This window comes from Nitrospirillum goiasense (assembly GCF_034427435.1).
In the GTDB taxonomy this organism is placed as follows: domain Bacteria; phylum Pseudomonadota; class Alphaproteobacteria; order Azospirillales; family Azospirillaceae; genus Nitrospirillum.
Genome location: NZ_JAXQNP010000003.1, coordinates 410,970 through 425,462 on the forward strand (window position 1 = coordinate 410,970; position 14,493 = coordinate 425,462).

14 protein-coding genes are annotated in these 14,493 nt (G+C 69.3%); 8 read left to right on the forward strand and 6 right to left on the reverse strand.

The features are described from left to right. The first annotated feature begins 78 nt into the window (after positions 1-78). Positions 79-2,139 (forward strand): M3 family metallopeptidase, encoded by a 2,061-nt coding sequence (locus ULB03_RS16185; RefSeq protein WP_322484165.1) that lies wholly within the window; start codon positions 79-81, stop codon positions 2,137-2,139. Positions 2,140-2,272: 133 nt separating this feature from the next. Here the strand turns inward: ULB03_RS16185 and ULB03_RS16190 are convergent, their stop codons facing one another. From ULB03_RS16190 to ULB03_RS16215, 6 genes are all read right to left on the reverse strand, one after another. Continuing rightward, positions 2,273-3,628: a GntT/GntP/DsdX family permease gene (locus ULB03_RS16190; RefSeq protein WP_322484166.1), complete on the reverse strand. Its 1,356-nt coding sequence runs from the start codon at positions 3,626-3,628 to the stop codon at positions 2,273-2,275. 137 nt (positions 3,629-3,765) lie between these two features. After that, a complete protein-coding gene (gene egtD / locus ULB03_RS16195; RefSeq protein WP_322484167.1) occupies positions 3,766-4,737 on the reverse strand; it encodes an L-histidine N(alpha)-methyltransferase in 972 nt (323 codons plus the stop codon). Beyond that, positions 4,734-6,107: an ergothioneine biosynthesis protein EgtB gene (gene egtB, locus ULB03_RS16200; RefSeq protein ID WP_322484168.1), complete on the reverse strand. Its 1,374-nt coding sequence runs from the start codon at positions 6,105-6,107 to the stop codon at positions 4,734-4,736. The genes egtD and egtB overlap by 4 nt, the downstream gene beginning before the upstream one ends. Positions 6,108-6,318: 211 nt before the next feature. Further along, entirely contained in the window at positions 6,319-6,576 is a 258-nt protein-coding gene (locus tag ULB03_RS16205) for a hypothetical protein (protein WP_322484169.1), read from the reverse strand. Between the two features lie 115 nt (positions 6,577-6,691). Further along, complete coding sequence (locus ULB03_RS16210; protein ID WP_322484170.1) at positions 6,692-6,967, reverse strand: hypothetical protein; 276 nt, start codon at positions 6,965-6,967, stop codon at positions 6,692-6,694. 52 nt (positions 6,968-7,019) lie between these two features. After that, positions 7,020-7,175, reverse strand: a complete 156-nt coding sequence (locus ULB03_RS16215; RefSeq protein ID WP_145735030.1) for a DUF3309 family protein — start codon at positions 7,173-7,175, stop codon at positions 7,020-7,022. 199 nt (positions 7,176-7,374) lie between these two features. On the opposite strand from ULB03_RS16215, the gene ULB03_RS16220 reads away from it, so the two are divergent. The 7 genes from ULB03_RS16220 (at position 7,375) to ULB03_RS16250 (ending at position 14,456) form a co-directional block, all read left to right on the forward strand. Next, complete coding sequence (locus tag ULB03_RS16220; protein WP_322484171.1) at positions 7,375-7,566, forward strand: DUF3008 family protein; 192 nt, start codon at positions 7,375-7,377, stop codon at positions 7,564-7,566. Positions 7,567-7,593: 27 nt separating this feature from the next. Further along, positions 7,594-8,034, forward strand: a complete 441-nt coding sequence (locus tag ULB03_RS16225; RefSeq protein ID WP_322484172.1) for a hypothetical protein — start codon at positions 7,594-7,596, stop codon at positions 8,032-8,034. 73 nt (positions 8,035-8,107) lie between these two features. Further along, a complete protein-coding gene (locus ULB03_RS16230; protein WP_322484173.1) occupies positions 8,108-8,356 on the forward strand; it encodes a hypothetical protein in 249 nt (82 codons plus the stop codon). Next, the gene (locus tag ULB03_RS16235) at positions 8,353-9,774 is read left to right on the forward strand and encodes a TolC family protein (RefSeq protein ID WP_322484174.1); all 1,422 of its coding nucleotides are present in this window, start codon (positions 8,353-8,355) and stop codon (positions 9,772-9,774) included. Before ULB03_RS16230 ends, ULB03_RS16235 begins: the two co-directional genes overlap by 4 nt. Next, positions 9,771-11,135 carry a multicopper oxidase family protein gene (locus ULB03_RS16240; protein WP_322484175.1) on the forward strand — a complete coding sequence of 455 codons (1,365 nt, stop codon included), beginning with the start codon at positions 9,771-9,773 and terminating at the stop codon, positions 11,133-11,135. The genes ULB03_RS16235 and ULB03_RS16240 overlap by 4 nt, the downstream gene beginning before the upstream one ends. A gap of 80 nt (positions 11,136-11,215) precedes the next feature. After that, positions 11,216-12,646, forward strand: a complete 1,431-nt coding sequence (locus tag ULB03_RS16245; protein WP_322484176.1) for an MFS transporter — start codon at positions 11,216-11,218, stop codon at positions 12,644-12,646. Between the two features lie 97 nt (positions 12,647-12,743). Further along, positions 12,744-14,456 (forward strand): flavin monoamine oxidase family protein, encoded by a 1,713-nt coding sequence (locus ULB03_RS16250; protein ID WP_322484177.1) that lies wholly within the window; start codon positions 12,744-12,746, stop codon positions 14,454-14,456. Positions 14,457-14,493 lie beyond the last annotated feature (37 nt).

Below are 14,493 nucleotides of genomic sequence, written 5' to 3' on the forward strand. Positions count from 1 at the left end.
CCAATTGCGCGGGCGGCATCCCATATGGGATTCTGGTTCCGACATCCGCCGTCTTAGATCAAGGACTTGAGCGCATCCATGACCATCGCCCGCACCGCCCCGGAAGCCGCCACCGACAACCCGCTGCTGGTCCCCGGCAGCCTGCCCGCCTTCGACGCGGTGAAGCCGGAGCATGTGGCCCCGGCGCTGGAGGCCGCCATCGCCCGGCATGACGCCGTGGTCCAGGCCATCGTCACGGGCGACGACCGCGGCTTCGACGCCGTCTGCCGCGCCATGGAACAGGCGGAGGCGGAGCTGTCCGACCTGTGGGCCACCGTCAGCCATCTGCACAGCGTGGCCGACACGCCGGAACTGCGCGCCGCCCACGCCGCCGCCCTGGAACGGCTGATCGGCTATTCCTCCGCCGTCGCGCAGAACCCGGAGCTTTATGCCGCTTACGCCGCCGTGGACCAGTCGGCCCTGGGCCCGACGGAGCGGCGCCTGGTGGACCTCAGCCTGCGCAACTTCAAGCTGGGCGGCGTCGCCCTGCCCCCGGCGGAGCGGGAACGGTTCGCCGCCCTGCAGGTGGAACTGGGCCGGCTGCAGACCGCCTACAGCAGCGCCGTGCTGGACGCGACCGAGGCCTGGGTGGAACACATCACGGACGAGGCCCTGCTGGCCGGTGTGCCGGCGGGGGACAAGGCCATGCTGGCCAGCCTGGCGGCGGCGCGCAACCTCGATGGCTGGGCCGTCACCCTGCACCAGCCCTCGGTCCGCGCCATCCTGACCTACGCCGACAACCGCGACCTGCGCGCCCGCGTCTACCGCGCCTATGGCACGCGGGCGTCGGATCAGGGGCCTCTGGATCAGAAAAACGGGCCGGAGACCCTGGACAACAGCGAGCGCATGGGCGCCATCCTGGCCCTGCGGCGCGAGGCGGCGGCGCTCTTGGGCTTCAAGGACCCGGTGGACCTGTCGCTGGCCACCAAGATGGCGCGCACGGGCGCCGAGGTCGTGGACTTCCTGCGCGACCTGGCCCGCCGCGCCCGCCAGCCGGCGCTGGCCGACAAGGCGCAGTTGGAGGCCTTCGCCCGTGACACCCTGGGCATCACGACGCTGGAGCCCTGGGACAACGGCTATGTCGCGGAGAAGCTGCGCCAGGCCCTGCACAACGTCGATGACCAGAAGGTCAAGGCCTACTTCCCCCTGCCCCGCGTGCTGGACGGCTTGCTGAGCCTGCTGCGCGATGTCTTCGGCATCACGCTGGCGGAACAGCCGGCGCCGGTCTGGCACCCGGACGCGCGTTACTACACCTTGTCGCGCGATGGTGTGCCCTTCGCCGGGCTGTACATGGACCTGTACGCCCGCACCGGCAAGAAGGGCGGAGCGTGGATGGCGGTGTGCCGCGCCCGCCTGCGGGGCCAGGACGGGACGCAACTGCCCGTCGCCTACCTCAACTGCAACTTCGCCCCGCCGGCCGGCGGCAAGCCCAGCCTGCTGAGCCATGGCGACGTGCTGACCCTGCTGCATGAGATGGGGCACTGCCTGCACCACGTGCTGAGCGAGGTCGACTATCCCTCCATCAGCGGTGTCACCGGGTTCGAGTGGGACGCGGTGGAACTGCCCAGCCAGTTGCTGGAGAACTTCGCCTGGGACCGGCAGGTGCTGCGGTCCATGTCCGGCCATGTCGACACGGGCGAGCCCCTGCCCGACGACCTGTTCGACGCCATGCTGGGGGCCCAGCGCTTCCAGGCGGCGCTGGCCCTGCTGCGCCAGGTGGAGTTCGCCCTGTTCGACCTGCAGATGCACCTGGACGCCGGCATCACCGACGCCGCGGGCATCCAGGCCCTGCTGGAACGGGTGCGGGCGGAGGTGGCGGTGCTGACCCCGCCGGAATGGCACCGCTTCGCCCACGCCTTCACCCACATCTTCGCGGGCGGATACGCGGCCGGCTATTACAGCTATTTGTGGGCGGAGCGGCTGTCGCTGGACGGCTTCGGCAAGTTCCTGGAAGGCGACAGGACGGCGGCTGGCGAGGCCTTCCGCACCCAGGTCCTGGCCGTGGGCTCCTCCCGCCCGGCGCTGGACAGCTACATCGCCTTCCGGGGCCGGGAACCGCAGAACGACGCGCTGCTGAAGCGCTACGGCCTGGCGGCTTAGGCGCGACCTCAGGCGGCGGGCGCCGGCATCCGCCGGCTTGCCTTCCTCGCTTTCCAGTCCGCTGCGCTCCCCGGAAAGCTCCGGCGCCCGCGGTCGCGGGCTACCGCAGGCATGAGCCGTTAGTGCGCGCGGTTCAAAACAGGTGGCTGGCCGCCAGCACCAGGATCAGGCCGGTGACGGAGACGATGGTTTCCATCACCGACCAGGTCTTCAGCGTGTCGGCGGTACTGAGGCCCAAATAGTTCTTCACCAGCCAGAAGCCGGGGTCGTTGACGTGGGAGAAGAACAGCGAGCCGGCCCCCACGGCCAAGACCAGCCATTCCGGCGCCACACCGGACGTCCCCGCGACGGCGCTTAAGGCGCCCGACGCGGTGATGGTGGCGACAGTGGCCGAGCCCGTGGCCAGGCGGATCAGCACGGCGATGCCCCAGGCCAGCACGATGGGCGAGACCGCCCCCTGCTGGGCGATGCGCGCCAGGGTGTCAGCCAACCCGGCCTCCACCAGCACCTGCTTGAAGGCGCCGCCACCGGCGATGCTGAGCAGGATGCCGGCGGCCGGGGCCATGGCCTCATGCCACAGCGCGTCCCAATCGACGCCCTTGTTCCCATGGGCCCTATCCCCTGGGCCGCGCCGGGGGCCGAAGAAGACCGCCAGCGCCACCAGATTGGCCAGCAGCAAGGCCACCGGCGGCGCCCCCAGCAGGGCCAGCACGGGGTCGTGGCCCAGGGCCGGCACCGCCTTCGCGGCGATCAGCAGAACAGGCAGCAGGACGACGCCCAAGGCCACCCAAGGAGACGGCAAGGCGTCACGGGGAACCGTGTCCACCGCGCCGTCCCGAACGGAGACAGGGGACACGGCGACGTGGGGCACGATCAGGCCGGCGAACACCGGCCCCGCCAGCACCGCGATGGGCAAGCCCAGCAGCACGCCCAACACCAATGTCGGGCCGACGCCGGCGCCCAGTTGCTCCACGGCGATGATGGGCCCGGGATGGGGCGGCACCAGGGCGTGCAGAACCGACAGCCCCGCCAAGGCCGGCAGCATCAGGCGCAGGTGCTGCCGGCCATCACGATCCCCCCTCAGGGGCAGCGCCGCGATGATGGGAAGCAGCAGGACGACGCCCGTCTCGAAAAACAGGGGCAGGCCCAGGACCAGCGAAGCCAGCAGGCAACCCCAGGGCCGCCAGCGCGGACCCACCGCCCCCACCGTGGCCCCGGCCAGGGAGGCGGCGGCGCCCGATAGCTGGAGCATGGTGCCCAGGGTCAGGCCCAAGGCCACCACCAGGCCCGCCCCGCCCATGATGTCGCCGAACCCCTTTTGCACGGCGCCGATGGCCCGATCCGGCGCCATGCCCCGCGCCACCGCCAAGGCCAACGCCGCGCACAGCAGGGCCAGAAAGGGGTGCAGCTTCAGACGGATGATGAGGATCACGGCCAGCGCGATGCAGCCGCCCGCCGCCAGGATCAGCCAGAGATCGCCACTCAGCACGCGGCCGCCCCGCGCGATCGGAAACCGGTATCGCCCAACGCCATCGCCCATCCTTCCAGGCTGTTCACTCCCGGACCGGAGCTTCGTTGGCGGGAGCGCTTTTGTCCACCGGTTCCCTTAACCTCACAACGGCCCGCTTATAGGGGCGCCAACAGCCAGTGCAGGCTGAACAAGCCATCCGGGTCCACCCAGACCTTGGTGGGCTCGAACCCGGCGGCACGCGCCATGTTCTGGAAGGTGGCCGGCGCCAGCTTGTAGGAATCCTCGATATGGATGCGTTCGCCGGCACGGAAGTGGAAGAAGCGGCCGGCCACGGCGGCGCGCTGTTCCCGCTGGCTGATCAGGAAAATCTCGATCTTCGACTGGGCCTCGTTGAAATAGGCGTAATGGCGGAAGCCCGACAGGTCGAAGGTGCCGCCCAGCTCGCGGTTGATGCGGGCCAACAGGTTCAGCGAAAAGGCGGCGGTGACGCCGGCGCTGTCGTTATAGGCGGCCTCCACCACGGAAACGTCCTTGGGGATGTCAACACCCACCAGCATGGCGCCGCCCGGCAGCAGGTGGGCGCAACGGGCCAGGAAGGCGGTGGCCGCCACCGGCGTCAGATTGCCGATGGTGGAGCCAGGGAAGAAGCCGATGCGCCGCCGTCCGATGGCGGGCAGCGACAGGGTCTGCTGGGTATAGTCGCCGCAGACGGCGGTGATTTCCACCTGCGGCATGTCCAGCGCCAGCGCCGCCGCCTCGCGGATCAACTGGTCGCGCGAGATGTCGATGGAGACGTACGAGGCCGGGCGGTCCAGGGCGCTCAGCAGCAGCCGGCTTTTGCGGCCGTCGCCGGTGCCGAATTCCACCACCTGCGCCTCCGGCCCCGCCAGGGCGGCGATCTCGTCGCCACTCTGGCGCAGCATGCCCAGTTCCGTCCGGGTCGGATAATACTCCGGCAGCTCGCAGATGCGCTCGAACAGGGCGGCGCCGGTGGCGTCGTACAGGTATTTGCAGGGGATGCGGCGGATGGGGTGCGACAGGCCCGCCAGCACATCGTCACGGAAGCTGGCCGCGGCCGGCTCAAAATCCATGAAGCTCACACGGTCGATCACGTCCGTCACGATCATGGCGTCCTCGCAAGTCGAATGCCGGAGAATTGCCAGCGCGCGGCCGGCGGGAAGAAATTGCGGTAGGTTTTGCGGATATGGCCGGCCGGGGTGGCGCGCGATCCACCGCGCAGCACCATCTGGCCGCTCATGAACTTGCCGTTGTATTCACCGATGGCCCCCTCGGGCGGGCGATAGCCGGGGTAGCCGGTGTAGGGACTGGCGGTCCATTCCCAGACATCGCCGTAAAATCCGGCCACGGCGCGGGGGTGGAAACTGTCGTCGTCGGCGTGGGCCGCGCCGGAGCCCATGTCGGGACCCGCGCCAGGACCCGCGCTGGGTTCGCCGGCCGCGATCTCCCACTCCGCCTCCGTCGGCAGGCGGGCGCCGGGCCAGCGCGCCGCCGCCCACCGGGCATAGGCGTCGGCCTCGTAAAGGCTGACATGGCAGACGGGATCGTTGGGATCGACGGGGCGGACGCCGGACAGGGTGCCCACATGCCAGGCGCCTTCCTCCCCCCGCCGCCAATACAGGGGCGCCTGCCAGCCCTGGGCCTGCACCGTGGCCCAGCCATCGGACAGCCAGAGGTCCGCCCGCCGGTAGCCGTCCTCCTCGATGAAGGCCAGGTAGTCGGCATTGGTCACGACGCGGTCGGCGATCTCGAACGCCTCCAGCCAGACCTTATGCCGGGGTCCTTCGTTATCGAAGATGAAGTCCGTCCCCTCGCCGGCGCCACCGTCGCTGCCAACGGCGTAGAGGCCGGACGGCATCGCCCGCCAAACGATGTCATCGGTCCTGGGGGCCACCACCGGTGTGGGCGGCGGAAAGACCGGGGGCGGAAAGGGATGCGTCAGCAGCGCGTGCTTGATGTCGGTGATGATCAGTTCCTGGTGCTGCTGCTCATGCTGCAACCCCAGTTCCAGCAGCGCCGCGGCACGGGCGTCGATGTCCCCCGATAACCAGGTGTCCATGGCCTGGTCGACATGGTCGCGATAAGCCATCACCTGCGCCACGGTGGGACGGGACAGAAGGCCGCGCGCCGCCCGGGGCCACCGGTCGCCGACACCGTCGTAGTAGGAATTGAAAAGATAGCGGAACGTGGGATCGAACGGCCGGTATCCCGGCACCGATGGCGTCAACAGGAAGGTCTCGAAGAACCAGGTGGTATGGGCCAGGTGCCATTTGGTGGGACTGGCGTCGGGCATGGATTGCAGCGTCTGGTCTTCCGGCGTCAGGCCCCGGGTGCGGGCCACCGTCTCGCCCCTGACGACACGATAGCGCGCCTGCGGATCCGCGTGCCGGCGGTGCCCCATGGGTGGCAAGCCCGGCAGCGGCGTCAGGGACCCAGCCAATGGTTGCGTGTCGGCGGAGGCTGGGGCGGCGGTGGGCACGGATGTCATCCCCTTTGGTGGCGGGTTAGTGGTGGCTGTGCCAGGTGGTGGGCCTCAGGCGGCAGACCGGTTTCAGTTGACCATGGCGGCGGCCCCGGGTCTTGCACGGACAGCGCGCAATCGCCGCGGATGGGCGCCTTTCCAAACCGGATAGGGCCGACATAAGCGAACGGCCCCGGAAAACCGGGGCCGTCGCTGAATGCCGGAAAGATCACCGGTTCCACAACCGTGCCAGAATGAAGCCGGCGGCCCCCGCCAAGGCGATGGCCGTCAAGGGCCGCGCCGCCACGTGGGTGCTGACCTCCTGCACCGCCTGGTCGCCCTTGGCCTTGGCCAAGTCCGCCGCGGCGTAGGCGCCTTCACGCACAGCGTCATAGGCCGTGCGTCCGACCTTGCTGGCGGCGGCGGCGGTATCCGCCGCGATGTCCGAGGCCTTGCCGGTCACGTCGTCGATGCTCATGCTCGCCATAGGTTTGTTCTCCTTATCATCTCCGGGAACGGGATCCGGAAGTTGGGCCCGATGGTGGTAAACCCGATTGCGCCCTGAATGGTTCCGGCCGGGGACGCCCATTCGCGTAGCGTCATCATCCCACCTTGGCCGGCCCACCAGGCCGTTGCAGGCCCTCCAACGCCGACAAGGCGTCGCAGACCGCCTTCATCTGTTCCGCCGTCTGGCCGGGCGTGCCGCCGGTCATGCTTTCCTCCGATGCCACCATCAGCAACTGCAGGTCATGCTCCCAATGGCGAAGCAGGTTGATCTTCTGCTCCCGCGTGTATTGGTCGGACACGACGATGTCATGGGGGCGTTCAAAATGGCTGGAAACGTCGCCCAGCAGGCGACCGATGTCCTGACTTGTCATCTTGCCCTCCGTCAGTGAGAAACCGGGGACGGGAACAGGCGACGGCGTACCGTCACGCCCTGCCGGTCAACACCAGGACCAGCACGACGATCAGCACCAGGCCCAACAGGCCGCTGGGGCCATACCCCCAACCGCTGCTGTAGGGCCAACTGGGCAACGCGCCAATCAGCAACAGGACCAAAATAACCAACAGGATGGTTCCGATCATGAAAGCCTCCCCAACAAGATTGCGCGGTTAGTCGCTGGCCTTCTCAACCGGGGCGGCGGTCGATTGTTCCCATCCCACGTCCGGGACCGCCCTGGAGGAGGTTTCAAAGGGGGCCTGCCAACGGGCCTGAGCCGGGGCGGAACAAAGTGGCAGGGGCCTGATTTCCCATTGGCCTCCATCTTCCAGGAAAGGGAGCATCATGCCCGCCAAGTCCAAATCCCAGCAAAAGGCCGCTGGCGCCGCCTTGGCCGCCAAGCGGGGCGACATCAAGGAAAGCGACCTGAAGGGCGCCTCCCGCTCCATGGAGAAATCGATGAGCGAGAAGGAGTTGCGCGACCTGGCCTCGACCAAGCGCAAGGGCAAGCCGGAACACGCGCGGGACGGGCGCTGATCCTTTAGGCGCCATGCGCTTTTCCCCATGGCGCTTGCCCCGGCCGACGGGGGCGCTATAGTCGGCGGCATGATCCGGTCGTCCCTGCCCTTGCTGTTGGCGTTCCTGACCCTCGTGGCCGTGGTCACGGGTTGGTCGGGCACCGCCCGGGCGCATGATTGCGTGCAACATCCGCAAATGGCCACGCAGCGGACCATGGACGACCAGACGGCGCGCCCTTCCCCCCTGACGACCCGCCATACGGTCGCGGTGGCCGCCCACGCGTGTCACCAGGCCGCCGATTGCTGCTGTGTCGGCGGCATGGCCGGATGCGCCGCCGCCTGCGCCGGCGCGCTGGTGCCCCCCGTTCTTCCGGACGCGGCGCGAACCGCCACCCTGTCCGCCCTGACGCCCGCCGGGGACGTGGGCGGGGCCGGCTTGGCCCTGGCGCCCGCCCTGGGGCCGCCCAGACCGACCGCTTTCGCCTGACGCCCGGGTTCGGTTCGGCCAACCCGGCATCGTCTTCACGCGACCGCGGTTCCCCTTTCCCCCGAGACTTCCCATGCCCAGACTCATAGCGCGCGCCGCCTTGCTGGCGGCCGCCGCAGGGTGCGCACCCCTGACGCCGCCCCCCTTCCCGGTCGGCCCGGGTCCCACCGCCGCCGACGCCGGCGCCCCGGCGACGCCTTGGTCGCGTCCGCAGCCCCGCCCCGGCGCCCCCCTGTCCGCCCAGCCCCCGGCGGACGCATCGCCCATGCCGGACATGCCGGGCATGGACCACAGCCACCACCAGGGACGGGACACGCCATGAGCGCGCGGTCAATGAAGCGCCTGGCGCCGCTGGTGCTGGCGGGCGCGCTGGCCGGCTGTGCCACCGTGCCGCCCGAGGCCGGCTTCCCCGATGTGCAGAAGCGGCTGGAGGATCGCCTGCCGCAGCGCGTGGCCTGGAACCGGGACAGCGCCGCCGACGCGGACGCGGCGCAGGCCGTGGCCACGCTGCTGGCAAAGCCGTTGACGGCGGACGGGGCGGTGCAGGTGGCCCTGCTGAACAATCCCGGCCTACAGGCGACCTATGAGGATCTGGGCGTGGCCCAGGCCGACCTGGTCCAGGCGGGGCTGCTGCGCAACCCGCTGCTTTCCCTGGCCAGCGAATTTCCCCTGAAAGGCCAGAACAGCGGGGCCGAGCCGCCCAAGCTGACCTTCAGCGTGGTCGCCAATTTCCTGGACCTGCTGTGGCTGCCCGCCCGCCGCAAGGTGGCGGCGGAGCGGTTCGAGCAGGTGAAGCTGACCGTCAGCGCCGAGGTGCTGGACCTGGCGGCGGAAACGCGTGCCGCCTACCTGCGCCACCGCGCCGCCCTGGAGGAGGCGCGAACCCTGGACCAGGCGCTGGAGGCGGCCCAGGCCGCTTATGACCTGATGGCCCGCCTGCGCCAAGCCGGCAACGTCAGCGAGCGGCGCCTGGCCACCGAGCAGGCGGCCCTGGAGGATGTCCGGGCGGAAAGCCTGAACGCCGCCGGCGAGGTCACCGCCACGCGGGAAACCCTGAACCGCCTCATGGGGCTGTGGGGCCCGCAGGCGCGGTGGAGCGTCGATGGCGACCTGCCGCCCCTGCCGCCCCACGAACCGGACCTGACGATGGTGGAGGCGACGGTGATCGCCGGGAACCTGAAGCTGGCGGCGGCCCGGCGGGCGACCGCCGCCAAGGCCGCGGGCCTGGGTTTGACGGACGCCAGCCGCCTGTGGACGGACGCGGAGCTGGGCGTGGGCGGCGAGCGGGAAACCGACCGCTCCCTGGTGCTGGGCCCGTCCCTGACCCTGGCCCTGCCCCTGTTCGACCAGGGCCAGCCGGCCGTGGCCAAGGCGGAGGCCGAGTACCGGCAGGAGGCGCGGCGCACCCTGCAACTGGCCGTGGATTTGCGGTCGGAAGCGCGGGAGGCGCGCGACCGCCTGGTGCGGGCCCGCGACCTGGCAGACCATTACCTGCACACGGTCCTGCCCCTGCAGGACCGGTTGGTCCGCCTGGGCATGGCTGAATACAATTACATGCTGACCAGCCCGTTCGAGGTCATGGCCGCGCGCCAGGCCCGCCTGACGGCCTATCGCCACTACATCGACGCCGTGCGCGATTATTGGCTGGCCGACGGCGACCTGATCCGCCTGGCCGGCGGCCGACAGACCATTTCCCCGTCCAACACCCCTGAAGCGACCCAGCCGGGAGGCCCGTCATGACCACCTATCTTCCCTGGGGCCGCCGCCAGTTGCTGAAGTCCGCCGCCCTGCTGGGCGGGGCCGGCGCCCTGTTGCGCGGCACGCCGGCGTCGGCGCAGGACCACGCGCACCACACGGCCCCAGCCACGCCGGCGCCCACCGCCCAAACCCGCGCCATGAGCATGGACAGGAAAGCGGTGGCGACATCCATCACGCCGCCGCGCCCACCGCGGCTGGTGCCCGGCACCGACCGGCCAGCGACCATCACCCTGAATGGCACCACCCTGCCCCATGTCCTGAAGGACGGGGTCAAGGAATTCCACCTGACGGCGCATGAGTTCGAGCAAGAGTTCGCGCCCGGCTTCAAGGTCAAGGTCTGGGGCTACAACGGCAGCAGTCCCGGCCCCACCATCGAGGCGGTGGAGGGTGACCGGGTGCGCATCCTGGTCACCAACAAACTGCCGGAGGCCACCAGCATCCACTGGCATGGCGTACTGCTGCCCTCGGGCATGGACGGGGTCAGCGGCCTGTCGGCCCCGCCCATCCCGCCGGGGGAAACCTGGGCCTATGAGTTCACCCTGCGCCAGCACGGGACCCAGATGTACCACCCGCATTTCGATGAGATGCTGCAGATGGCGGTGGGCATGATGGGCATGTTCATCATCCACCCCAAGGACGCTGCCGTGGGCCAGGTGGACCGCGACTACACCATGATGCTGCACGCCTGGGCCATCCACCCCGGCACCTCGCGCCCCGACCCGGCGGTGATGCTGGAGCATGACACCTGGACCATCAACGGCCGGGTGTTTCCCGCTGTGGAGCATCTGGTGGTGAAGACCGGGCAGCGGGTGCGCCTGCGCATCGGCAACGTGTCCATGCATGAGCACCCCATGCACATCCATGGCCATCACATGTGGGTGACCGGCACCGATGGCGGCATGATCCCGGAGGGCGCGCGCTGGCCGGAAACCACCATCCAGGTGCCGGTTGGCACCACCCGCACGGTGGAGTTCGTGGCCGACAACCCGGGCGACTGGGCCTTCCACTGCCACAAGAGCCATCACGCCATGAACACCATGGGCCACGACATCCCCAATTTCCTGGGCGTCAGCCAGGGTGAGGTGGCGCGGCGCCTGGGCGCCCAACTGCCGGGCTACATGCCCATGGGTGAACGGGGGATGGGCGACATGGGCCCCATGGCCGGCATGATGCCCGGCCCCGCCAACACCCCGCCCATGATGACCGGCACCGGCCCCTATGGCGGCCTGGACATGGGCGGCATGGTGACGGTGATCAAGGTGCGGGACGAGGTCGCCGCCGACTACCGCGACCCCGGCTGGTACAAGGCGCCCAAGGGCACCCTGGCCTGGAAGGTGGGGTGAGCTAAACGCAGGGGACGGGGACGGGACGGCGCGCCATAGTCGACCCCGTCCCCGTTGCCATCCCCGCCTGGTTCCCCTTCATGCCCGACAGTCCCGCCGCCACCCGGGGCCGCCACGCCCAAGCCGTCACCTACCTGGTGGCCGGCGCCTTTTTCATGGAGCTGCTGGACGGCACGGTCATCGCCACCGCCATGCCGCAGATGGCGCGGTCCTTCGGCGTGGCGCCGGTGGACATGAACATCGGCATGACGGCCTATCTGCTGGCGCTGGCCGTGTTCATCCCCATCAGCGGCTGGGTGGCCGACCGGCTGGGGCCGCGCACCGTGTTCGGCGGCGCCATCGCCCTGTTCACGCTGTCGTCCCTGCTGTGCGGCCTGAGCCAGGGCCTGTGGAGCTTCACCGCCGCCCGCATATTGCAGGGTCTGGGCGGGGCCGCCATGGTGCCGGTGGGGCGGCTGATCATCCTGCGCATCACCGAGAAGAAGGACCTGATGCGGGCCATCGGCACCACCGTGTGGCCGGGCCTGGTGGCGCCGGTGCTGGGGCCGCCGCTGGGCGGCTTCATCGTCACCTATGCCGACTGGCCCTGGATCTTCTTCCTGAACCTGCCCCTGGGCCTGCTGGCCCTGGCCCTGACCATCGCCTGGGTGCCGAAGGAACGGCCGGCCGGCGCGCGGCCGCTGGACCTTGGGGGCTTCCTGCTGTCGGGCGGGGCGCTGGTGGCCCTGGTTTTCGGCCTGGACACGGTGGGCCAGGGGTCGCAGGCACCCGTCCAGGCCCTGGCCGGGATCGGCCTGGGCCTGGCGCTGTCGGTCCTGACGGTGCGCCATTGCCGCCGCCACCCCACGCCGCTGTTCAAGCTGGACGCCCTGCGCCTGCCGACCTACGCCGTCGCCGTTTGGGGCGGATCGGTGCAGCGCGTCGCCATCGGCACCGTGCCCTTCCTGACGCCGCTGCTGTTCCAGACGGTGCTGGGCCTGAACGCCTTCCAATCCGGCACCCTGGTGCTGTGCATCTTCGCCGGCAACCTGGCGATGAAGCTGGTGACCAGCCAGGTGCTGCGCCGCTTCGGCTTTCGCCGGGTGCTGTTGGTCAACGGGGTGCTGATGTCCGTGTCGCTGGCGGCGTGCGGCCTGTTCACGCCCACGACACCCAAGGCGCTGGTGGGCCTGGTGCTGTTCCTGGGCGGCCTGTTCCGCTCCATGCAGTTCACCAGCATCAGCACCATCCAGTTCGCCGACGTGCCCAAGGAGGAGGTTTCGGCCGCTAACACGCTGGCCGCCATGCTGGGGCAGTTGACCTCGGGCCTGGGCGTGGTCGCGGGCGCCCTGGCGCTGAACCTGGGGGCCTTCCTCCGCGGCCATCCCCAGGGGCACGCCGACCTGACCGACTTCCGCAACGCCTTTTTCGTCATGGGGGCGGCCGTGCTGCTCAGCCTGTACGACGCCTGGAGACTGGCGCCGGATGCCGGGCGGGGCGTGAGCGGGCACAACCCCACCAATGCCCGTTAACGAAGCATTGATTTTCATATTGCTCGCTTAACGCGTATCTTGCCCCGATTGTTCGCCGGCCTCACGGTGCGGCCGGCGCCCTTGGGGAGGATATCGGATGAGCAAGATCCTGGACGTGGCGGTGATCGGCGGCGGCGTCGCCGGCACCTACTGCGCCTGGCGCCTGACGGGCCCGCAGGGCCTCAAGGAAGGCCAGCGGCGCGTGGCCCTGTTCGAATACAGCGACCGCATCGGCGGCCGGCTGTACACCAAGACCTTTCCCGGCATGCCCAACGTGGCGGCGGAGCTGGGCGGCATGCGCTACATCGTGCCGGAGAAGGACGACCCCACCTCCAACCAGCCCATGGTCAGCAACCTGATCGAGGCGCTGGACCTGCCCAGCCACGTCTTCCTCATGGGCAATCCCGAAAAGGGCGCCGATGGCCAGCCCATCGGCGAAAAGGAAAACATCCTGTACCTGCGGGGCAAGCACCTGCTGGTCAAGCAGCAGTCCGACCCCGCCCAGGTGCCCTACAACCTCAGTTGGAACGAACGCGGCAAGACGGTGAACGACCTTCAGGTCTTCGCCATGAACCTGCTAGTGCCCAACAACCAGAACCTGACCCTGGAACAGTGGATGGAGACGCGGGTCTACGGCCACCCGTTGTACACCTACGGCTTCTGGAACCTGATGTCGCAGACCCTGAGTTCCGAGGCCTATCAGTTCATGAAGGACGCCGGCGGCTATGACGCCAACGTCGCCAACGCCAACGCGGTGGCGCAGTTGCCGGCCACGGAATACGCCAATACCGACGGCTTCCGCGCCATCACCGGCGGCTATCAACGCCTGCCCCTGACCCTGGCCGAGCAGGCGGCCGAGCAGGGCGCCCAGATCCACATGAACCGGCGCCTGGCCAAGATCGAGAAGGACGCCGACGGTCATTACAAGCTGACCTTCATCGTCACCGAGACCCGCGTGGTCGACAGCGATTTCGGCGGCGTGCATGAGGAGACCAAGGACAAGGAAGGGGTGCCGCCGGAAATCGTGCACGCCCGTGACATCATCCTGGGCCTGCCCCGCCGCTCGCTGGAGTTGATCGACTGGGAAGGCTGGGACCAGAAGGGCGTCAAGGAGATGCTGTCCAGCGTCCTGATCCAGGACGCCTTCAAGCTGCTGCTGGCCTATGATTATCCGTGGTGGCGGGCCATGAACCTGGTGGCCGGCCGGTCCATCACCGACCTGCCGGTACGCCAGATCTATTATTTCGGCACGGAAGAGGACCAGCCGGGCGGGGAGAAGGGCAACATGCGCTCCCTGATGATGGCGTCCTACAACGACATCACCACCGTCCCCTTCTGGAAGGGCCTGGAGCATGGCCCGCCCTTCGTCGGCCGCCGGCCGAAGAACGTGACGCCGCTGGCCAAGGAAGAGGCGGCCGCCAGCGGCGACGATCAGCGCGTGGTGCCCCTGGCGGAATGCGTCGCCACCGACGCCATGGTGTCCAGCGCCCACCAGCAGATCCTGGAGGTGCACGGGCTGGTGGATGTGGACCAGCCCTATTCCGCCATCTACCACGACTGGTCGGGCGACCCCTACGGCGGCGGCTGGCACGAATGGAAGGCCGGCTTCCGCTACAACCTGCTGATGCCCAAAATCCGCCAGCCGCTGGCGGCGGAGAAGGTCTACATCTGCGGCGAGGCCTATTCCAACAACCAGGGCTGGGTCGAGGGCTGCCTGCAAACGGCGGAGCATGTCCTGCGCGACAAGTTCCACCTGCCCTGGCCGGAATACCTCACGGGCCTGCCGCCGGAAAAGATCCTGGGGCCCTGACCGTCCGTCGCCGATCCGTCAAGGGGGCCGCCGGCGC